A 21,659-nucleotide genomic window follows, 5' to 3' on the forward strand; every position below is an offset into this window, starting at 1 on the left:
TGCTCATGCGGCGGCCTCCTTTGCCGTGTGGCGGGATTTGAGCAGGCCCGCAATGCCCTGGGGCAGGAAGACCGTGACCAGTACGAACAGGGCACCGAGGGCGAACAGCCAGGCGTCCGGCATGACGCCGGTAAAGACGGTTTTGGCGTAGTTCACCAGGATGGCGCCTATGACCGCGCCGTAGAGGGTTGCACGGCCGCCAAGGGCCACCCACACCACGATTTCAATGGAGAAAATGGGCGAGAATTCGCTCGGATTGATGATGCCGACTTGCGGCACATACAGCGCGCCGGCCACCCCCGCCAGCATGGCGGACACCACGAACACGAACAGCTGCACCCGCTCCACCCGGTAACCCAAAAAGCGGGTGCGGGCCTCGGCATCCCGGCAGGCCACACTCACCCGCCCGAGCTTGCTGGTCACAATGGCGCGGCACACCACATAGCCAATGGCCAGTGCGACGCCGGTGGCGAGAAACAGCCCCAGCCGGGTGGCATCGGTACGCAGGTTAAAGCCGAGAATGTCCTTGAAGTCGGTCAGGCCGTTGTTGCCGCCAAAACCCATCTCGTTGCGGAAGAACGCCAGCATCAGCGCAAAGGTCAGTGCCTGGGTGATGATGGACAGGTACACCCCGGTCACCCGGGAGCGAAAGGCCAGAAAGCCGAACACCAGCGCCAGCAGCCCTGGGGCCAGCAGCACCATGATGAAGGCAAACCAGGCCATGTCGAAACCCAGCCAGTACCAGGGCAGCTCCTGCCAGTTCAGGAACACCATGAAGTCCGGCAGGATGGGGTCACCATAGGTGCCCCGGTCGCCGATCTGGCGCATCAGGTACATGCCCATGGCATAGCCACCGAGGGCGAAAAACGCGCCGTGGCCCAGGCTGAGAATACCGAGGTATCCCCACACCAGATCCACCGCCACCGCCAGCAGGGCGTAGCACAGGTATTTACCAAACAGTGTGACCGTATAGCTGGTCACATGCAGCGGGTGGCCCTCGGGCAGCGCCACGTGCAGCACGGTGACTACCAGCAGCGCAGCGAACAGAATGCCCAGGAACAGCTGGGTGGAACGCTCATAAAAAGGTCGTGTCAGCCACATATTATTACCTTACCCCTCTGCCGCACGGCCCTTTTGCGGGAAAAGTCCCCGCGGGCGTTTCTGGATGAACAGGATGATGAACACCAGCACCACAATCTTGGCCAGTACGGCGCCCGCCCAGGGCTCCAGCAACTGGTTGAGGGTGCCGAGGGTAAGCCCTGCGACCAGGGTGCCCCAGAGGTTACCGACGCCGCCAAACACCACCACCATGAAGGAGTCAATGATGTAGTTCTGGCCCAGGTTGGGGCCGACGTTGGTGAGCTGAGACAGCGCCACACCCGCCAGCCCGGCCACGCCGGAACCCAGGGCAAAGGTCATGACGTCGACCCGGGTAGCCCTGATGCCCATGGAACGGGCCATGGCCCGGTTCTGGGTGACCGCGCGCACTTCCAGCCCGAGCCGGGTCTTGCGCATGATCAGCATCAGCGCTGCGAACACCAGCAGGGCAAAAGCCAGTACGTAGAGGCGGTTGAGGGTCAGGGACAAGGCGTCGTTGATAATCAGTGAACCACTCATCCACTCCGGCGTAATCACGGTGCGATTGAGGGGTGAAATCACGGTGCGCACCAGTTGCTGCAGAATCAGGCTGATGCCGAAGGTGGCCAGCAGGGTTTCCAGCGGGCGGCCCTTGAGAAACTGGATCACGCTGCGCTCGATGGCGACACCGGCGAGGGCGGCCACTAAAAATCCTGCAGGGATGGACAAGATCAGCGCTAGACCGGGCTGGCCCGGTAACAATTGCTGCATGCCCCAGGTGGTGTAGGCCCCCAGCATGATCAGCTCGCCGTGGGCCATATTGATCACGCCCATGACACCGAAGGTGATGGCCAGGCCGATGGCCGCCAGCACCAACACCGAACCGAGGGATAAACCGAAATACAGGGTCTCGGCGGCGCGGTTGAGCTTGAGTTTCTGCTCGACGGATTCCAGTGCTATCCGGGCCTTGCCCGCCAGCGCCGGGTCGTCACTTGTGACAGCGCTGTTCAGGGCAGCCCGGGCGCGGCTGTGGAGGCTGCCTGCCAGCACGTCTACCGCTTCGATATCACCGAGTTGTTCCACCCGGTAAATGGCCAGGGCCTGCTCCACGCGATTGGTCACCGCCCGGGGTCGGTCCTGGGCCAGAAATTCGGTCAGGGGTTCGACCAGTGCCTCATCAACCTTGCCCAGCAGGTCTTTACCTGCCTGCGCTTGCAGATCGGGGTTGTCGGCGTACAGGTCGAGCATCGCCAGCGTGCCTTCGAGTTGGCGGCGCATGGCATTGTTGATATTTATCCGGTCCAGCTTCCGGCGGGAGATTTCTCCCAGGTTCTCGCTGGTGAGGGCGTCCGCTATGGTCCAGTCGCGGCCACGGTTATTCAGCACGACCACGATTTTGCCAGAGTCTTTGATGATGCTCAGGCGGTTGCTGCCAAAGGCTTCGAGCCAACTCCTGGCTCTTTCATCGCCGCTGTTCGCTATGGCCTTGATGGCTGCTTCCACTTCCCTCGGAGAGGCTGTGGCCAGATCATTCAGCAGGGCAACGCCGGGGTCTTCTTGCTGGGCGGCTGCCAGGGGCGTGAAGGCCATGGCAATGACAAAAAGCAGCGATGTGAGCAATCGGGTGATGCTCATAGTTGTGTCCTGTCTTGGGGATGACTAATCCGTGCGTTAGTAAGCGGACAGGTCTTTCCAAAACACGCTGTAAATACTTCCCTGTACGCTCGTCCTCCGCCATCCATGGCTCCGTACGGTTTTGGAAAGACCTGTCCGCTTACTTTGTTTCTCATCAGTAACATGCCATTGAACGACAGGCTCCAGAGGCGGCCAGTGCCACCTCCGGATAACTCACCTTATTCGGCAGCTAGGGCCTGCTCACCGGCAGAGGCACCGCACTTGCCTTCCTTGACGTTGAAGTTGCCGCAGGACATCGGCTTGCGCCAGTCTGCGATCAGGTCCCGGGAACCCGGCAGGAAGTCAGACCAGGCATCACCCGCGACGGTAGACGGGGTCTGCCATACGGTGGAGAACTGGCCGTTGTCCTGAATCTCACCGATCAGCACCGGCTTGGTGATGTGGTGGTTCGGCATCATGGTGGCGTAGCCGCCGGTCAGGTTGGGTACGGAAACACCGATGATGGCGTCTTTGACCGCGTCCACATCGGTGGTGCCGGCTTTGTTGACGGCTTCGATGTACATGTTGAAGCCGATGTAGTGGGCTTCCATGGGATCGTTGGTAACGGCTTCGTCGTCCTGGGAGAACTTGACCCACTCATCGATGAAGTCGTAGTTGGCGTCGCTGTCCACGCTCATGAAGTAGTTCCAGGCGGCCAGGTGGCCCACTAACGGGCCGGTGTCGATACCGGACAATTCCTGCTCGCCCACGGAGAAGGCCACCACCGGGATGTCGGAGGCGGAGACGCCCTGGTTGCCCAGCTCACGGTAGAACGGCACGTTGGCATCACCGTTGATGGTGGAGACCACGGCGGTTTTCTTGCCGGCAGAGCCGAAGCGCTTGATGTCAGACACAATGTTCTGCCAGTCGGAGTGACCGAAAGGCGTGTAGTTGATCATGATGTCGGCTTCCGCCACGCCCTGATCTTTCAGGTAGGTTTCGAGGATCTTGTTGGTGGTGCGTGGATACACATAGTCCGTGCCTGCCAGTACCCAGCGCTCCACGCCGATGGTGTTCATCAGGTAGTCGACCGCCGGAATTGCCTGCTGGTTGGGCGCCGCGCCGGTGTAGAACACGTTCTCGGATGACTCTTCACCTTCATACTGAACCGGGTAGAACAGCAGGCCGTTCAGCTCTTCAATAACCGGCAGTACCGATTTGCGGGACACCGAGGTCCAGTTGCCGAAGATGACGTCGACTTTTTCCTGGGCCAGCAGCTCACGGGCTTTTTCAGCGAACAGCGGCCAGTTGGAGGCGGGGTCTACGACGACCGGCTCAAGCTGACGGCCCAGTACACCGCCTTCGGCGTTCTGCTTTTCGATCAGCATCAGCATGGTGTCTTTCAGGGCGGTTTCACTGATCGCCATGGTGCCGGACAACGAGTGCAGGATACCGACCTTGATCGGACCTTCCTGGGCGGTAACGGATAGTGAGACTGTCAGTGCCAAGGCGGACAACCCGAGTTTGAGGCTCTTCTTCGCGTTCATTATGCTCGTCCTTATTCCAGTGTTTTTAGCTAGCGTGCGAGATAGGCGCACTGGAAACCGTGCATCGGCCGTTCCAACTCTTTAAAACACCCTTTTAAAACATGAGGTTGAATAGTATACAAGCGACATAAGGCAGGTTTTTGGATGCCCGGGTCTGCACTATCAAACGTCACAAAACCCGCCAGTTCAGCGTTTGAAAGCGCTCGGGTCTGTTTTTATGCCCGTTTGAGAACTGAACTTAAATAACTTATAAAACAATGACTTATTTAATTATGGATGGTACTTGCATCGCAGTGACGCTCCTGCGCACCAGAATGGCGCTATTTTTTGGGCCTGGGTCCCACAGTGGTGCGCACTTAATTAGTCCAGAAGCTTCGGACTTCTCATCAGTTTGTTGTTTTTATTGGCTTTTAAATTAAAACCGAAAGTGGCACGTGGGTTGCGATGGGCAGGTTGTATACAAGATGACTGACCTGATGGAACCCACACAATGCCCTCGACAATTGGATGGACACTGCAGGATTGGCAGCAGGCCTACCTTGATAACGAGCAAATGCCCGCCAACCTGCTGCACGCCCTGCTCGACTCATTGGGCGCGGACGATAGCGCGTGGATTTCACTGGCCACCCCGGCGCAACTGGATGACGGCCTCGCCGGCCTGGACCGCGCAGTGGCTCAAGCCGGAGGGTACCCGTCGGCATTGCCGCTGTTCGGCGTGCCCTTTGCGGTCAAGGACAACATCGATGCCACCGGCTTTGAGACCACGGCGGCGTGTCCGGATTATGCGTACACTCCTGCCCAGGACGCCGCCGTTGTCGCCAGGCTCAGAGCCGCAGGCGCCGTGCTGATCGGCAAGACCAACCTGGACCAGTTCGCCACCGGCCTGGTGGGCACCCGCTCGCCTTATGGTGCAGTGCCCAACACGTTCAATCCGGAGGTGATCAGCGGCGGCTCCAGTTCCGGCTCTGCCTCTGCAGTCGCCCGGGGCCTGGTGCCCTTTGCGCTGGGCACGGATACCGCGGGTTCCGGCCGCGTGCCTGCGGGCCTGAACAACCTGGTCGGTCTCAAGCCCACCCGGGGTGCGATCAGCATTGAAGGCGTGGTCCCGGCCTGCCGCTCGCTGGATTGCGTGTCCATCTTCGCCCTGACCGTCACCGACGCTGGCAAGGTATTCGAACACGCGGGGGTGTATCAGCCTTCGGATGCCTTTTCCCGCCCCCGGCCGGAGTCGCTGCCAGCCGCCGGCCCTGCCATTCGCCAGCCCGGAGCAATCAAACGGCTTGCGGTTCCCGCCGAGCCGGAGTGGTTCGGGGATGACTGCGCGAAGGCCGCCTGGGGCGTCACCCTGGGGCTTTGGGAAAAGCTCGGCGTAACGCTGGTACCGACGGATTTCAGCCTGCTGTCTGAGCTGGCCGCGCTGCTTTATGAGGGCCCGTGGGTGGCCGAGCGTCATGCCGCGGTGGAGGAGTTCATGGCCGCCCACCCGGACAGCATGAACCCGGTCGTGCGGGGCATTATCGGCAAGGCCGCCAATTTTACCGCGACCGATACCTTCAGGGCGCAATACCGCAAGGAAGAGCTGGTACGGGCCATTGATCACCTGTTGCAAGACATCGACGCCCTGCTGGTGCCGACCGCGCCCATCGCGCCCACCATTGCCGCGGTGAATGCGGACCCGGTCACTCTCAACAGCCGCCTCGGCACCTACACCAATTTCGTGAACCTGGCGGATCTCTGCGCCCTGGCGGTGCCTGCGGGTTTCCGCAGCGACGCCCTGCCCTTTGGCGTCACCCTGATTGCCGGCGCTTGGCGGGATGGTGACCTGCAACAGCTGGCCAGCCGTTGGCTCAATGCCAACCCCACCCACCTCGGCGCCACTGACCGCCCCCGGCCTGCGGAGAGCGCCCGCACGGAAAAGAGCAGCGCTATGCCTTCCTCCCTGACAGGCCCCAGTCTTGTCGACACCATCACCGTCGCCGTTGTGGGCGCCCATCTGACCGGCATGCCCCTGAACACCCAGCTCACAGAGCGCCACGCCACATTGCGGGAGCAGACCACCACCAGCCCGAATTACCGGCTGTTTGCCCTGCCAGACACCTCGCCGCCCAAGCCGGGCCTGAAACGGGTATCAGGTGATGAAGAAGGTAAAGCAATCATCCTGGAAGTCTGGCAAATGCCCGCCAGCGCCTTTGGCTCCTTTGTGGATCTGATTCCGCCACCCCTGGGCATCGGCAATGTGGAGCTGGCCGATGGCCGCTGGGTCAACGGTTTCATCTGCGAGGGCCATGCCCTGGAAAACGCCCGGGACGTCACCGAATTCGGCGGCTGGCGCGCTTACATCGACGCGCTCAAGGCCGGCAAAGCATAAGGAGATTTGCACCATGTTCAGCACCGTACTGATCGCCAATCGCGGCGAAATCGCCGTTCGTAACATCCGCACCCTCAAGCAGATGGGTATCCGCAACATGGCGGTTTATGCCCACCCGAACCGTCACAGCCAGCATGTTGAGCGGGCCGGTCAGCTGGCGGTTAAAATCGTGGAGTTTGAAATCAACGCCTCCGCCACCATCAGTGCGCTGCATTGCGAGCCGGGCAAGGCGTTTTCACCAGGGGAGCCCCTGATCAGCATTGCAATATGAGGAAGGCACCATGAGCCGATCCGCTGGCAAGCCGCGCCGCCAGAGCAGCGTGGCGGATCGGGTGTATGAGGCCCTCAAGGACGACATCTTCGAGTTCCGGCTGATTCCCGGTGACAGGTTCAGTGAAGGCGAGATCGCCACCCGCCTGGCGGCCAGCCGCACACCGGTGCGGGAGGCACTGTACCGGCTGCAGCGGGAAGGCCATATGGATGTGCTGTTCCGCAGTGGCTGGCAGGTCAAGCCGCTGGATTTCGAGAGGGTGGAAGAACTCTACGATTTGCGCATCACCCTTGAACGGGCGGCGATGCACAAGATCTGCAGCCACCCGACACCCCCACCGATTCTGCGCCAGCTCAACGCCATCTGGCACCCGGATCATCCGTCTGAACGTGCCATTGGCAGCACCGTTCGCGCCCTGGACGAAAGCTTCCATTGCGAGCTGGTCGCCGCCGCGGGCAACCGGGAAATGACCCGCATCCACCAGGAAATCACCGACCGCCTGCGGATCATCCGCCGGCTCGATTTCACCCGGCCGGACCGCGTCGACGCCACTTATAACGAACACGCAGAAATACTCGACGCCATCAGCAGCAACCAACCCGGCGCTGCCGCAGAAAAGCTCACCGCCCACATCCGCACCAGTCAGGCGGCGGTGCGAGAAATCACCATGGAAAAGATTCGGGAGGCGGCGCGGATGCATCAACAGAACAAGGCAACGCCCTGATTTTAAACCTCCCTGCTTTTGAATTAGAGGCAACTCTAAGGTTGCAAGCTGTGGGAGGGGGAAACCCACATTGCAAAAGATGCTGTATAGTAAATACAAGCGAGCAGCATCCCGGTCCATCCGGGATGCCAAATCCAGAAAACCAAAAGGCCCGCCCATGACAGATTCAAGCCGTATTGTGATTTTCGGCGCCGGCAATGTCGGCTGTTACGTTGGAGGCCGGCTGCTGTCCGCCGGGGCAGATGTCAGAATGATCGGACGTCCCCGCCTGCAGCAACTTTTCGAAAAACACCCGCTGACCATCACCGATTACAAGGGCTTCGAGTTTCAGACCACCTTGAAACCCGGCACCTACTCCACCGATCCGGCAGACGCCAGCGACGCAGACCTGGTGATTATCACCACCAAATCCGGTGCCACGGAAGAAGCCGGTCGGCAATTGGCAGACGTTCTGAAGCCCGGCACGCCGGTGATCAGTCTGCAAAATGGTATCAGCAATGCCGATAGGCTGCGGGAGCAGCTGCCTGAGTGCGTGGTGCTGGCGGGGATGATTCCGTTTAACGTGCTGCAAAAACAACACGGGCATTTTCACCAGGGTACCGAAGGTCATCTAATGGCCACCAGGCATCCGGCGCTTGAACCTTTCCTGTATTGGTTCCAGCGGGCTGGCATACCGCTGGAAGAGCGGGACGACATGCCTTCGGTGATGTGGTCCAAGTTGTTGCTGAATCTGAACAACCCCATCAACGCCCTGTCTGGCCTGCCTTTGCTGGAAGAGTTGTCACAACGGGATTACCGCCGCTGTCTGGCGCGGGCCCAGCAGGAAACCCTCACACTGATGGAAATGGCAGGCATTCCGACCATCAAGCTGATAGCGATTCCCACTCCAGCTATCCCGTATCTGATGAAATCACCGGACTGGTTTTTTACCCGGTTTGCCAAAAAAATGCTGACCATTGACCCGATCGCCCGCTCTTCCATGTGGGAAGACCTGGAAGCCGGCCGGCCAACCGAGGTGGACTGGATCAACGGTGAAGTGGTCCGCCTTGCGGAGCGCCTGGGCCTGCGAGCGCCGATAAATCAGGCCCTCACCAACCTGATCCATCAGCATGAACAGGGGCTCCGTCAGCCCTGGCCGGCGGATGTACTGCTCAAGTACCTCAGCCAGGCCCAGAACGATTACCATCCGGTGGGTGGCTGAACCCCGACCCCTTAAATTGCGGGATTACGCGCGTGTAATCCATCTCTCACACGCGGTGCCAACAAAGGCTGGTTCTCGCCCATCAGCACCTGCGTAAAATGATCCTTAGCACGGAAGCAGTACTCGCAAGGATTGCGGGGTTGCAGGGACGCGCCGCTTGAAAGGAGTTCAGGCATGCAGGATGCAAACAGGGAAGAACCTCAGGGATGACTCGATAAACAGGGATAGTTGACGCCTGACGGATCAGGCGGAAGTTGGCCACGGATAGGGTACACAAGGACTGTGCACCTCTCCGTGGCCTCTGTTGATGAGCCTTTCGTTGAGAATCCTTGCCCGTTTTTGCGTCCTTTCCTGTCTTACTTTAGAGCCTGCCTCTGCGAGTCAGCATCCTTCAGATCTGTTTTCGGCTATCAAAAACCAATAACCCGAAAAAAGGAGCTCTTCATGGCCCGTACATCTTTTCTTGCAACATTCGTATTGCTGTTCTCACTGCTGACCGGTTTTGCCTCTGCCAATCCCGGTGAGACTATCAACATCAACGAGGCCGATGTAGCGACACTGGCAAACCTCAATGGCATTGGCGAAGCCAAGGCAGAAGCCATCATTTCCTACCGCGAGCAGAACGGCCCGTTCGCCACGGTCAACGATCTTGGCAATGTTAAAGGCATCGGTGCCAAGACCCTGGAAACCAATGCAGAGCGCCTGACCGTCAAGTAAGGCTCCCATAACCCGCGCTGACTCAGGGCCTCGCCTACGGGGCCTCTGATTTCTATCCCCAGCTGGACCTTCCACATTTTCCTTCCCCATACTTTTGAGTCGAAAGTCGCCTAGACAGGCCAATTCGTGGTGCCTATCGTAAAGATATAAGAAGGCAATTGATTCAAACGAATCATGCAAGCCGCCCTACCCGTCCGGGAGAGTGATAACAACAATGACTGACGCCATTAAACTGTATCCGTCCAAGCCACAGAAAGTGTATTTCTATGGCACTTGCCTGATCGACCTGTTTTACCCTGAAGCCGGCATGGCGGGCATCCAGCTCCTTGAGCGCGAAGGCATTGAGGTTATTTTCCCTCGCGACCAGACCTGCTGCGGTCAGCCTGCCTACACCTCCGGCTATCACGATGAAGCACGCTCCGTGGCGGCCGCCCAACTTGACCTGTTTCCGGAAGGCTGGCCCATTGTGGTGCCCTCCGGCTCCTGCGGTGGCATGATGCGAAAGCATTACCCGGACCTGTTCAGGGGTTTGCCCCAGGCGGAAACAGCCAACGAAGTTGCCAGCCGGGTATGGGAATTGACGGACTTTTTGCTCAATGTGTGCCACATCAAACTGCAGGACCTCGGGCAACCCGCCACCGTGGCAATGCACACCTCCTGCTCTGCCCGGCGCGAGATGGGCGTGGCCGAAGTGGGGCCCAAGCTACTCAAGCAGCTCTCCAATGTGACACTGGTCGAACAGGTACGGGCCGAAGAATGCTGTGGGTTCGGGGGTACTTTTGCTGTTCGGCATCCGGAAATTTCCGGTGCCATGGTCACTGATAAAGTGACGAGTCTGGTGGAGGCCGGGGCACCGGAGTTTGTTACCACCGATTGCGGCTGCCTGATGAACATTGCTGGTTGCGCGGAGAAATCCGCCCGCCCGCTCAACGGCCAGCACATACTGAGCTTTCTGTGGCAGCGAGTCTCAGGCTCGCCCACGGACCCGGTTGAAGGAGATTCCCGCTCATGAACCAACCGACATCACACTCCGACACCCCATCCGCTGAAAACCTGGCCGCTCACGGTGCGGTTGTCCAGCAATTCCATCCCCGCGCCAGGGTTGCGCTTGAGAACCCGCAAATCCGCCGCAATTTCCGCAATGCCATGGATGGGTTGATGAGCAAGCGCCGCTCCGCGTTTGAAGGCTGGGAGCTGGAAACCCTGCGGGAGCTGGGTGCCAACATTCGCCAACGGGCACTCGCTAACCTGCCAGACCTGCTGGAGCAGCTGGAAAAGAATTTGACGGACAACGGTGTCCGGGTGCACTGGGCCAATGACGGTGATGAAGCCTGTCGGATCGTTCGCAAAATCTGTGTCGCCCGTAATGCCAAAACGGTCATCAAGGGCAAATCGATGGTCTCCGAGGAAATGGAACTGAACCATTACCTGGAAGAACAGGGCATCGAAGCGCTGGAATCAGACCTTGGCGAGTACATCGTGCAACTTGCCGAGGAAACGCCCTCCCACATCATCATGCCGGCGATTCACAAGAACACCGAGGAGATCTCCGAACTGCTGCATGAGAAAACCGGCACCGAGCGTTCCCACGACGTCAACTACCTGACTGCCAGCGCCCGCCAGCAGCTGCGTGAAAAGTTCATGAACGCGGATGTCGGGGTGTCCGGGGTGAATTTCGCGGTCGCTGAAACCGGCACCCTGTGTCTGGTGGAAAACGAGGGTAACGGCCGCATGACCACCACCGTGCCCGCTTGCCACATCGCAGTGACGGGCATCGAGAAAGTGGTGGGGACCATGGAGGATGTCACCGGCCTGCTCGCGTTGCTGACCCGCTCCGCTACCGGCCAGCACATCACCACCTACTTCAACATGATTTCCCGCCCGCGCCAGTTCAACGAACTGGATGGCCCGGAAGAGGTGCATCTGGTGCTGGTGGATAACGGCCGCTCGACCATCTACCAGGATGACGAACTGCTGGCGACCCTGCGCTGTATTCGCTGCGGCGCCTGTATGAACCACTGCCCGGTCTATACCCGGGTGGGCGGTCATGTTTATGGCACCACCTACCCCGGACCGATCGGCTCCATCCTGATGCCCCATATGCTCGGGCTGGAGGCAACTCAGCACATGCCGACCGCTTCCTCGCTTTGCGGGGCCTGCGGCGAAGTCTGCCCGGTCAAGATTCCGATACCTGACTTGCTGGTGCGCCTGCGGAGGGAGTCTGTGGACGGTGATTCCGAACGACCCAGCAATGTCCGCGGGCACGGCGTCAAACGCGGCCACCTCGAAGCCGCAGCCTGGCTGGGGTGGCGCTGGATGCACAGCCAGCCCTGGCTGTACCGGCTAGGCACCTCGGTGTCTGCCCGCTTCCGCAAATTACTGCCCAGAACCATGGGAGGCTGGACACGGTATCGGTCGGCCCCGAAGCTGGCACCCAAAACGCTGCACCAGATGATGGCCCAACGGTCGTCCTCAGTGAGACCTTCAGCCCGCATGCCCCAATCCAGCAACGTCGCTCAACGAGGAAACCTGTCATGAGTGCCCGGGAACAGATACTACAGCGCTTGCGGCAGCGCCATGGCGGCGAAATTGCGGTTCCGGAAACAGACTTCAGCGTGATTGCAGATCGCGAATGGAGCGCTGCGGAGAAGCTCGACCGGTTTCAGAAGATGATCGAGTCGGTCCACGGCGAGGTACACCGCGTAAGCGAAGAAGACTGGCTCGATACCCTTGCCGACATCCTGCAATCCCGGTCAGCCCGGAATTTACTGGTGCCCTTAAAGCATGCCATCGGTCGAACTATTCGGGACGCTGACAGGCCTGACATGCCCGAGCTCCTGGGTTACGACACAGCTATCGAGCACTGGCTACCAAAACTCTTCAACGACGTCGACGCAGCCATTACCTCGACTCGTGGTGCCATCGCCGAAACCGGCTCCCTCATCCTCTGGCCCAACGCTGACGAACCGCGCCTGATGAGCCTGGTGCCTCCCATACACATTGCCGTACTGGAAGCGGACCAGATCTTCGCCACCTTCCACGAAGCCATTGCGCTGCAACGATGGGCCTCCGGCATGCCCACCAACGCCCTGCTGATATCCGGCCCCTCTAAAACCGCCGACATCGAACAAACCCTCGCCTACGGCGTCCACGGACCGAAGGAGTTGATTGTCATTGTGATCGGGGCGGAATAACCTGCCCCTTGCCTCTTGACCGGTACTTCCGGCCCTGAATCATTCCTCTGAAAGGCTTTCTCCATGCCAGCGCCCAGAACCCCCGCCCAGGCTAAAGTCCTCAAAGGCGCACTGCTGATTGCTCTGGCGGCGGCCCTTTGGGCCACGACTGGTATTGCTGCAAAATTCCTGTTTACCGGCAGCGAACTGGAGCCGTTGACCCTGGGCCTCGCCCGGCTGAGCATTGCCTTCCCCTGTTTTTTCGTGCTGATGCTGTGGGAGCGCCGGCATACCGACTCCAGTCAGCGCGCTCGCATCACCCCCAGAATCCTGCTCGCGCTGGCAGCGCTCGGGGTTTTTCAGGCGGCATACCAAGGCACCTATCTGGTGGCAGTGGATCTCACCGGTGCTGGCATCGCCACGCTGATTGCCCTGTGCCTGTCGCCGGTCATTGTCGCGCTCCTGGCGGCGCCGATTCTCGGGGAAAAACCGGGCCTGACCACACTCATCGCTCTGATTGCGGCCATTGGTGGCACAGCGTTGCTGGTGATGGGTGATATGAAGACCACCGGCAACATCCGGCTTGCGGGTATCGCCATGGCGTTGGCAGCGGCTTTTGTTTATGCAGGCTTCACGCTGACCAGCCGACACGCCGCCAGCGGCGCACCGGTATTTGCCACGGCATTTATCTGCTTTTTCACCGGGGCCCTGACCTTGCTACCCATCGTAGCGTTATCGGGCGGTCTGGCTCAGCTGCAGAGTTTAGGCACCGTTGACTGGTTGTTGGTGGTGTATATCGGTCTGGTGCCGACGTGTCTGGGGTATTTGTGTTTCTTTGCGGGCATGAAGAACACACCGGCCACTACCTCCAGCATTATCGTCACGCTGGAACCGCTGTTCGTTGCAGCACTGGCCTGGGTGATTCTGGGTGAAAACCTCGCTGCCATGGGCATACTGGGGGCCGTCATCCTGACTATCGCAGTCGTTGTGGCGTCACGTTCCGGAGCCGCCCGGAAACCTGATATCATTGCCAGGGCCGGCCAGGACTCCCCAGCGGCTTGATATCAGCGTTCCGTCCAGCGTTCTTCCCTTTAGCTGTCTTTCCGTAACTTCTCCAGCATATTCGGCTGCAGGATTTCGATCCAGTAACCGTCCGGGTCTTTGATAAAGGCCAGGCCTTTCATCTTGCCATCATCCGGGCGTTTGACGAATTCCACACCCAGTTTTTCAAAGCGGTCGGCGGCATTGTAGACATCCGGCACGGCGACGCCGATGTGGCCAAAGCCCTGTGGCTCGTCGTTGCCATTGTGATATTCGAAGGTTTCGTCGCTCTCCGTGCCCCAGTTGTGGGTCAGCTCCAGCATGGCCTCACGGCCGAATATGAACGTGGTTCTGTGGGCATCATCCGCTGGCACGGTGCTGGCTTGCCGGTCGTCAAGGTAGGCGAGGAAGTACAGAGTGAATTTCATTTCCGGGAAATCGAGTTTGCGGACCAGTCGCATGCCCATGATGCGGGTGTAAAAGTCGAGACTCCGTTTCGGGTCCTTGATCCTCAGCATGGTCTGGTTGAACACATATCCTTCGGTTTCCGGGACGCTTTCATCGTGGAGGCCGGGGGCCTGTTCGAAATGGCGATGCATGGTTGCACTCCGCTCGCGGGATGAATGGTTAACTCCATACATGCTTATGATTTAGGCGGATTTCAAGGGGGCGTACTGGCTGGCTTCTTCAGGACTGCTTTTTCGCCGAACGGATTCTGGTGGCATCCTCCTCCCCAGACACGCCGTAAATACATCCATGTAGGCTCGGTATTGCCATCCATGGCAATACACGGTCTGGAGAGGAGGATCCCACCAGAACCCATGGAACATTGGCGTTATCGCTTAAGAGGAGATTGGTTCATGCCAGCTGATGCTCCTCCCCTTGGTAATATGCTTCTACCCTCGGATTCATCACTTTTTTCCACAGGGGCGGGAACAGCGCCAACACAATCATTGTCGAGTAACCCGCGGGTAGTTGCGGAGCAATCTCGTGGTGGCGCAGCACCTGGTACCGACGCCTGGCGTGGGCGTGGTGGTCGCTGTGGCGTTGCAGGTGGAACAGGAACACGTTGGTCAGAAAATAGTTGGAGTTCCAACTGTGCTCCGGGCCCGTCCGTTCATATCGGCCGTTTTCAAGCATGCGGCGATGGAGGCCGTAATGCTCCAGGTAGTTGACGATTTCCAGCAGTGTGACGGCGATAAAACTCTGCCCGAGGAAATAAGCCACGCCCAGCCAGCCGAAGACAAGGGTGCAAAGGGCCAATGCCACTGCAGAAATGCTGTACCACCAGATCAGCTCATTGCGCCAGTGCAGCGCCGGCAGGCCTTTGCGTTCCAGTTTCCGGGCTTCCAGGCGCCAGGCGTTGATGAAGTTGCGGGCGTATGCCCGGGGCAGGAAATTGTAAAGCGGCTGGTTGTAGCGGGAGGAGGAAGCATCATCCGGCGTGGAGACATGAACATGATGGCCCCGCAGATGTTCCACCCTGAAGCCGCCGTAGCACACCAGCGCCAGCAAAAAACCGCCCGCCCGGGTTTCCAGTTTGCCATCTTTATGAATGAGTTCGTGGGCAACGTTGATGCCCAGGCCTCCGACAATGCCGATGGAGAAGGTCCAACCGATGGCCCCCGGCAGGCTGAAGATTCCCGAGGCCAGCACCTGCAGCCCCCAGATCAGTAACACCACAAAGCCTGCGACCCAGCCCAGTGTCATGACCTGATAAAAGCGCTCGCTGTTCATCTGAGGAACGTCTGCCTGCTCGTCCGGGTTAAGTGAATCCTGCCCCAGCAGCTTGTCCAGCACCGGAATAATACCGAACACCACAACGGGCACGCCCCAGGCGAACAGGTTGACCAAACCGGTTGCTTCACCGGCGGCCAGCAGTAATCCAGACAGCGCCAGCGGCAACATGGCAATCAGATAGCTGTATTTCTTGAGCTGCAACAACAAGCGACGTCTTACAGGGTCCCGGGGCAGGGAAAGGTTTTTGGCATTCATAGCTCTGCTCTCTTGCAGGAATGATTTTTTACGTTGACCTTGAACAGGTCCGCGACAGTCTCATTTTGTAATATTGTCCTACAATACATCAGTCGTCAATTAATACGTTTGGTGTGCTAAACTTCAGTGAACATACTGGCCACACGCGAGCACCCGGACATTCATGGACTTCCAGATCCCCAATACACTGGCCGAGCAGATCACCAATTTTCTGGCGAACCGGATCATGACCGGTGCCATAAAACCCGGGCAACGGCTACACGAAGCCACGATTGCGGCGGAGCTGAAAGTAAGCCGGGCCTCAGTCAAGGAGGCGCTCTATACCCTTGAGCGTTGGCACCTGATCGACATCACGCCTCGCAAAGGATCCTGCGCCACGCAGTTGGATGCCGAACACGCCTCAGAGCTGTATGACGTCTATATGCACCTGTTGATGATGCTGGCCCGGCGGCTCTGCGAGCGCTGGCAGGAGAAGGACAGGGAGCGCCTGGTCACCCGGGTGGGTAAAGTTATCCAGACTATGCAAGCCACCAATACCGATGTGTCCGAGATGGTCCAGGCCAGTTTCGATGTGATGGACATGTGCAATGAGTTGGTGGGCAACCCCTATCTCACAGAAGCCCTGGCAAACTTCAAACCAGCCGTCAGCCGCATGTATTACCTGTGTGCAGACAAGTATCGCCAGGATCTTGACCGTACCGGAGAGTTCTTCACCCGACTCATGAAAGCCGTGATAGACCGCAACCCTATCGAAGCGGAAAACCAGGTAGCAGGGTTTGCCAACCATCAGAAGAAGCTTATTTATCAGGCATTAGCAGCCACACCGTGACCGGACTCTAAGGCTGCCGGGATGACCTGAAGCAAACTTACAGTAGTTTGTGGTTGCGCTCGGGGAGCGAGTTGTACTTTACTAAGTATGCATTCTTTAACGACATGAGATTAAATGGTACGGCTGAGCGGAATTCTATTTGGAGTTTTATTCACACTTGGCGTGACTCCCACGGCCCTGGCTGCCGACCATCCTGCCGATGAGCTGATTTTCAACATCGGGATGGGAGGTATTCCCCCTTACACCATCAAACAGGATGATGGTTCGGTCAGCGGTATTTTCTGGGATGTGCTCTCCCGCATAGCGCGAGAATATGACTACTCGGTGATAGCAACCGAGGTTCCCACCAACCGGGTCGATGACTTTATTCTTGAAGGCCGGGTAGATGTGACAATGCGTGCCATGGAATGGACCAACGAGCCTCATCGCTTCCTGTTTACAGCGCCGGTTACCATTGCCAGGGATGTCGTGTTCACCCGCAAGGATCAACCCCTGAATCTGACATCACCGAACGATCTTGCCGGTAAGACTCTCATTACCCAACTCGGCTACAGCTACCCTATGCTGGAACCCCTGTTTGAATCCGGCGAGATCACCAGACTTGAGCTCCACGACGAGGTCAGCATGTTTCGACGGCTCGCCGGCGCAGAGCGCTTCGATGGGCTGCTTTCCAACTATCGCAGCGGTAAATGGGTCATGCGCATGCACGGCTGGGACGACGACTTTCAGGTTGAGCCCATGGTGTTGAATGAATCGCCCTATCGGCTGATGTTTGCTCCGCGCTGGCCCCATTTCGTGAAGCTGTTTGATCGTGAACTCGCCGAAATGAAAGAAAACGGCGAACTGAACCGTATCATCACTTCTTACGACTACATGGTGCTGACCAAGTAGTCGTAAGAAGTGATGATGGTTTACGGTCACCATGTGGCGCCAAACCCCGTCTGCACCAGTTCGTCTGACAGGCTGTTCACTGGACAGCCCCCCTCCCTGAGGCAGTAAACTGCGGGCTCCTATCACGACGGGCCCGCCATGACAGACTACACCGAAATCGTTGAGCCGCCGCGTACGGCCTGGCGGCGACTCACTTTTTTCAGCCTGCTGTTTATCGGACTGACAGCCGCAGGCTTATATGCGGTTTACAGTCAGTTTGCAGGTAAGAGCTTTTCCTTTGATTTCCGGTTAATCCAGCCCGGCACTGTGGCGGCTTTAGTGGCACTTTTGATGGTATATTTTGCATCGGATGGACTGCGGCTGCATTACACCCTCAAGGCGCTCGGTCACAGCCTGTCATTCCGGGCGTTGTTTCGCCTGGTGTTTATAAATGTGTTCATTTCCAACGTGACCCCCATGGCTACCGGCGGCGGTGTTGCGCAGGTGTGGTATCTGCAGCGCTATGGTGTACCCATTGGCCGGGCGACTGCGGCCACCACCATCCGAACCGTTCTTGCGATCTTTTTTATTTTCTCGCTCACGCCCGTGTTCCTGCTTACCCTGAACGCGCTCGATAATCAGCCCATCCTCAAGGATATCGGCCTGGCGCTGGCGGCGTTCATCCTGCTCTACCTCAGCTTTTTTGCGGTGGTACTGTTTCGCACCCACTGGCTGATCGGCCCACTGTCGAAGCTGTTGCATGGGTTACGCCGTTTCCACCTGCTCAGTGCCAGGCGGCACAAACGCTGGCAATACAAAGCCCGGCGGGAAATGCTCAGATTCTCCTACAGTTTCAGTGAATATCTGCACGGACCACCGGTAAGTGTTTTGCTGTCCATTGTGTTTACTGCGGTGTTCCTGCTCAGCCTGTTCAGCTTTCCCGCTCTGCTGATCGCGAGCCTGGATTACGATGTCAATTACCTGACCAGCACCGGCCTGCTGGTGGTGACGACGTTTATCATGTACTTCTCCCCGACCCCGGGCGCCTCGGGTATTTCCGAAGGGATTTTCGGGAGTTTCTTCCGTGACATACTGTCTGCAAACCACCTGATCCTGGTGATTGTGGCTTGGCGTCTGCTGACGATTTACCTCGGCATGATTGCCGGGCTTGTGATATTTCAAAGGGAACTTGCCCGTGGCAGAAAGGATGCTCAATGATCAGGCGCCATCCACTGAAAGTCCTGTTCTATCTGAATGTGCTGATTGTCACCTTACTGATCGGCTACAAAGCCTACCTGAACCTGTTTGAACCCAGTTTCAAGGCAATTCACACCGAACAGGTCAACCGCATCCAGAACCTGCTGGAGGACCGGGATACCTTCAGCTTTGCGGTTGTTGGCAACATCAATAACTCCGTAGGTATCTTCGAGCGCAAGATCATCCCGATGATCAACAACGCGGGGGTCGATTTTGTGGTGTCTGCCGGCAATGCCGTCAGCAGTGGCAGTGAGGACAAGTACCGGGCCGTTCAGGGTACCCTCAGCTACCTGGCTATGCCCTACCTGCTGACATTCGGGCAGCACGAGTACGAGAGCTTCGGCAGTTTCCGGTTCTATGAGCATTTCGGCCCCTATTTTTTCACCATGCAGGCGGGCAACAGCCGGTTTGTCTTTCTCGACAGTACCAGCAAAACCCCCTGGCGCTGGCAGACTCGCTGGTTGCGGGAAATTCTGGATCAAAACGGCAGCGCCCATACCTTCCTGTTTGTCGGCCACCCGCTGATGCGCAGTGGCGAAGATGTGCTGTTCGATGAGGACGAGGACTATCTTCACCCCCCCGGATTTCGTGACGAGTTGATCACCATCATCCGGGAGTACAACATTGATGCCGCGTTCTCCGCCAATATCTCGCAGTACGACCGTCAGCAACACTATGGTACGGAGTTCATTGCCACCGGCGGCGCAGGTGGGCTTGTGCTTAACAACGAGGTGAGTTTTCACCACTTCGTGAAGGTCTCAGTGGATGCCGATACCGTCACCAGCGAGCTTGTACCTCTGGAAATCGGCCAGCACCCGGTTTTCAAGCGGCTGGAGAGCCTCTGGTTTTTCATCTACTCGCTGTTTTACGTGGGTTATATCAATTTCATATTGATCGTCAGCGCATTAACGCTGATCGCCATCAAGCTGTACGCCATTGTGTTTGTAGGCAAGGACTATTACCCGGACTACGATCTTGATCCCACGCCCTGGCTGGACAAGCCTCTGCGTGTGGCCATGTTTACCAATAACTATCTGCCATTTATCGGCGGTGTGCCGATTTCAATTGAACGCCTCCGCCGGGGCCTGCAGGCCTCCGGCAACACCACACTGGTGGTCGCGCCACGCTATAAGGAACAACCGGAAAAAGAAGACTATGTGCTTCGGGTCCCCTCACTGCTGGCGATGGGTGAAAAGCGGGAATTCCGGTTAGCCAATATTTTTCTGGGCCGGATCCGAAAACGGGTGAGGGCTTTCAAGCCAGACATCGTTCACCTTCACCACCCTTTCTGGCTGGGTTCGCTGGGGCTTTTTGTGGCGCACCGTCTTCGTATTCCAGCCGTTTACACCTACCACACACGGCTTGAACACTACGCCCATTTTGTGCCCTTACCCGGCACACTGTTCCGCAACCTGATCTCTCACGCCCTGATCAAACGCTTCGCCAACAAATGCGATGCCGTTATCGTGCCGACCTATTCCACCGAAGAATACCTGCGCATGATCGGAGTAAAATCCCCTACTTTTATCCAGCCTACCGGGATTGAATACGAGCGTTTCCAGAGCGTGACAGAGGGGGAGGTGAACACGTTGCGGTCTGAACTCGGGCTGGGCGACGAACGCATTTTTATCAGCGTCTCCCGGTTGTCGAACGAAAAAAACATCGATTTTATGATCGATGCCATTGCCAGCCTGAAGACAAAAACCCGAATGCCCTTCCGGTTCCTGATAATTGGCGAGGGACACCAGCGGGATCGCCTGCAAAGGCGGATCGACACTCTTGGTCTGCAAGAGGTTGTCACGCTGGTGGGCTCAGTGCCACCCGATGACATGGCGACCTATTATCGGTTGGGGGACATCTTTCTTTTTGCCTCCAAATCAGAAACCCAGGGCATGGTCATCCTAGAAGCCATGGCCGCTGGCTTGCCGGTGGTGGCGGTGCGGTCGAGCGGAATTGATGATGTGGTCCGGCACGGGTTCAATGGCTACAAGACACCGGAGAACCGTGACCAGTGGCGGGATTGCATTGCCAGCCTGCTGGCTGATGAAAGCCTTAGAAAGACCCTGTCTGACAATGCACTGGCGTTTGCCAGGGATTATTCCATTGAGCAATTTGCCCGGGATGTAAAAGTCATTTACGGCACCGTCCTCGCCGCCAAGGCCAAACAGCAGCGCGCTGCCAAAGCTAAAAAAAATAAACCGCTGGCGACGGATTAGAACCCGTATAGCAGCGAAAGTGATGTTTCCGTATCCGTATTTTCGTTGCCCGCGGGCGCGTCAGATACGTCCTTGACCCTGAAAGCCACTTTCATCGAAAGGTCGTTCACGACGGTGGCCTGTAATGAGGTCTCAGACTGGGTTATGACGTTGTTCTCATCCAGACCTATCTCTGAACCGAGTTTCTGACGAAAGAGCGCGTTATCCGAGAAGGCATAATCAAATTGAGCGGCCAGCCGGACAATAGCTTCCTCTTCATCCCTGGAACCGTCCTCGTCCGGCTCTTTCAGTTTGTTGAAGCGGTAACCACCACCCACCGAGAGATCCAGAAAAGAACGCTCTCCCAGCTCCCAAACCCGGTTACCGTAACCGGTGGTGGCCGAAGACTGAAAGTCGTAGCCGGAAAAGCGCTGATCATCGTATGCGCCACGCAGGAACAGGTACTGGCGTTGATTAAACTTCAGATTGGTTTCAGCAGAAGTGGCGTAGCGCTCCGCCGTAGTTTCGCCATCGGCTTTGGAGTACAGGGTGCGCAGTTCAAGCAGATTCCGCCAGCGCGCCACTTCATGGACCATTCCAAGACGGCCATTGATGTTGGTTTCCTCGGTATTGCCGGAAGTCACCAGCACACCAAGCTCTGCTTCGCCGGTCCAGTCACGATCGCCAGACTGCGCAAGCGCGACAGAAGAACCAACCGCCAGCAGGCAGGCCGTCACTTTTGAGAACTGCATAGCATCTCCTTAGGGGATTATTAAACAC

Annotated in this window: 19 protein-coding genes; 13 read left to right on the plus strand and 6 right to left on the minus strand. The window is 57.9% G+C overall.

Annotation, left to right across the window (positions count from 1 at the left end; translation table 11 throughout):
* Nucleotides 1-3 precede the first annotated feature (3 nt).
* The 3 genes from urtC to urtA form a co-directional block, all read right to left on the minus strand.
* Nucleotides 4-1,101, minus strand: a complete 1,098-nt coding sequence (urtC, locus tag F6Y09_RS01155) for an urea ABC transporter permease subunit UrtC (protein WP_152205092.1) — start codon at nucleotides 1,099-1,101, stop codon at nucleotides 4-6.
* A gap of 9 nt (nucleotides 1,102-1,110) precedes the next feature.
* Nucleotides 1,111-2,712 (minus strand): urea ABC transporter permease subunit UrtB, encoded by a 1,602-nt coding sequence (urtB, locus tag F6Y09_RS01160; protein WP_152205093.1) that lies wholly within the window; start codon nucleotides 2,710-2,712, stop codon nucleotides 1,111-1,113.
* 218 nt (nucleotides 2,713-2,930) lie between these two features.
* On the minus strand, nucleotides 2,931-4,238 hold the full coding sequence (gene urtA, locus F6Y09_RS01165; protein WP_152205094.1) for an urea ABC transporter substrate-binding protein: 1,308 nt from the start codon (nucleotides 4,236-4,238) through the stop codon (nucleotides 2,931-2,933).
* 490 nt (nucleotides 4,239-4,728) lie between these two features.
* Here urtA and atzF point away from each other — a divergent pair, with 490 nt between their 5' ends.
* The 9 genes from atzF (at nucleotide 4,729) to F6Y09_RS01210 (ending at nucleotide 13,754) form a co-directional block, all read left to right on the plus strand.
* A complete protein-coding gene (gene atzF / locus F6Y09_RS01170) occupies nucleotides 4,729-6,606 on the plus strand; it encodes an allophanate hydrolase (RefSeq protein ID WP_152205095.1) in 1,878 nt (625 codons plus the stop codon).
* A gap of 13 nt (nucleotides 6,607-6,619) precedes the next feature.
* Entirely contained in the window at nucleotides 6,620-6,877 is a 258-nt protein-coding gene (locus tag F6Y09_RS01175) for a biotin carboxylase N-terminal domain-containing protein (protein ID WP_152205096.1), read from the plus strand.
* A gap of 10 nt (nucleotides 6,878-6,887) precedes the next feature.
* A complete protein-coding gene (locus tag F6Y09_RS01180; RefSeq protein WP_152205097.1) occupies nucleotides 6,888-7,601 on the plus strand; it encodes a GntR family transcriptional regulator in 714 nt (237 codons plus the stop codon).
* A gap of 157 nt (nucleotides 7,602-7,758) precedes the next feature.
* Complete coding sequence (locus F6Y09_RS01185) at nucleotides 7,759-8,802, plus strand: 2-dehydropantoate 2-reductase (protein WP_152205098.1); 1,044 nt, start codon at nucleotides 7,759-7,761, stop codon at nucleotides 8,800-8,802.
* Nucleotides 8,803-9,246: 444 nt separating this feature from the next.
* Nucleotides 9,247-9,519, plus strand: a complete 273-nt coding sequence (locus F6Y09_RS01190; protein ID WP_152205099.1) for a ComEA family DNA-binding protein — start codon at nucleotides 9,247-9,249, stop codon at nucleotides 9,517-9,519.
* Nucleotides 9,520-9,733: 214 nt separating this feature from the next.
* The gene (locus tag F6Y09_RS01195; RefSeq protein WP_152205100.1) at nucleotides 9,734-10,531 is read left to right on the plus strand and encodes a (Fe-S)-binding protein; all 798 of its coding nucleotides are present in this window, start codon (nucleotides 9,734-9,736) and stop codon (nucleotides 10,529-10,531) included.
* Nucleotides 10,528-12,057, plus strand: a complete 1,530-nt coding sequence (locus F6Y09_RS01200; RefSeq protein ID WP_152205101.1) for a LutB/LldF family L-lactate oxidation iron-sulfur protein — start codon at nucleotides 10,528-10,530, stop codon at nucleotides 12,055-12,057. Before F6Y09_RS01195 ends, F6Y09_RS01200 begins: the two co-directional genes overlap by 4 nt.
* A complete protein-coding gene (locus tag F6Y09_RS01205) occupies nucleotides 12,054-12,713 on the plus strand; it encodes a LutC/YkgG family protein (protein ID WP_152205102.1) in 660 nt (219 codons plus the stop codon). Before F6Y09_RS01200 ends, F6Y09_RS01205 begins: the two co-directional genes overlap by 4 nt.
* A 63-nt stretch (nucleotides 12,714-12,776) precedes the next feature.
* Nucleotides 12,777-13,754 (plus strand): DMT family transporter, encoded by a 978-nt coding sequence (locus F6Y09_RS01210; protein WP_152205103.1) that lies wholly within the window; start codon nucleotides 12,777-12,779, stop codon nucleotides 13,752-13,754.
* 29 nt (nucleotides 13,755-13,783) lie between these two features.
* Here the strand turns inward: F6Y09_RS01210 and gloA are convergent, their stop codons facing one another.
* Nucleotides 13,784-14,332 (minus strand): lactoylglutathione lyase, encoded by a 549-nt coding sequence (gene gloA, locus F6Y09_RS01215; RefSeq protein WP_152205104.1) that lies wholly within the window; start codon nucleotides 14,330-14,332, stop codon nucleotides 13,784-13,786.
* Between the two features lie 259 nt (nucleotides 14,333-14,591).
* A complete protein-coding gene (locus tag F6Y09_RS01220; RefSeq protein WP_152205105.1) occupies nucleotides 14,592-15,728 on the minus strand; it encodes an alkane 1-monooxygenase in 1,137 nt (378 codons plus the stop codon).
* A 163-nt stretch (nucleotides 15,729-15,891) separates the two neighbouring features.
* Here F6Y09_RS01220 and F6Y09_RS01225 point away from each other — a divergent pair, with 163 nt between their 5' ends.
* The 4 genes from F6Y09_RS01225 (at nucleotide 15,892) to F6Y09_RS01240 (ending at nucleotide 20,900) form a co-directional block, all read left to right on the plus strand.
* The gene (locus F6Y09_RS01225) at nucleotides 15,892-16,557 is read left to right on the plus strand and encodes a GntR family transcriptional regulator (protein ID WP_152205106.1); all 666 of its coding nucleotides are present in this window, start codon (nucleotides 15,892-15,894) and stop codon (nucleotides 16,555-16,557) included.
* Nucleotides 16,558-16,671: 114 nt separating this feature from the next.
* A complete protein-coding gene (locus F6Y09_RS01230) occupies nucleotides 16,672-17,448 on the plus strand; it encodes a substrate-binding periplasmic protein (RefSeq protein WP_152205107.1) in 777 nt (258 codons plus the stop codon).
* A gap of 138 nt (nucleotides 17,449-17,586) precedes the next feature.
* Nucleotides 17,587-18,645, plus strand: a complete 1,059-nt coding sequence (locus tag F6Y09_RS01235; protein WP_152205108.1) for a lysylphosphatidylglycerol synthase transmembrane domain-containing protein — start codon at nucleotides 17,587-17,589, stop codon at nucleotides 18,643-18,645.
* Nucleotides 18,642-20,900 (plus strand): glycosyltransferase, encoded by a 2,259-nt coding sequence (locus F6Y09_RS01240; protein ID WP_152205109.1) that lies wholly within the window; start codon nucleotides 18,642-18,644, stop codon nucleotides 20,898-20,900. The genes F6Y09_RS01235 and F6Y09_RS01240 overlap by 4 nt, the downstream gene beginning before the upstream one ends.
* On the opposite strand, the gene F6Y09_RS01245 is transcribed toward F6Y09_RS01240, so the two are convergent.
* A complete protein-coding gene (locus tag F6Y09_RS01245; RefSeq protein ID WP_152205110.1) occupies nucleotides 20,897-21,631 on the minus strand; it encodes a DUF481 domain-containing protein in 735 nt (244 codons plus the stop codon). The genes F6Y09_RS01240 and F6Y09_RS01245 overlap by 4 nt on opposite strands.
* Nucleotides 21,632-21,659 lie beyond the last annotated feature (28 nt).

Source organism: Marinobacter changyiensis, from assembly GCF_009193265.1.
In the GTDB taxonomy this organism is placed as follows: Bacteria; Pseudomonadota; Gammaproteobacteria; order Pseudomonadales; family Oleiphilaceae; genus Marinobacter; species Marinobacter changyiensis.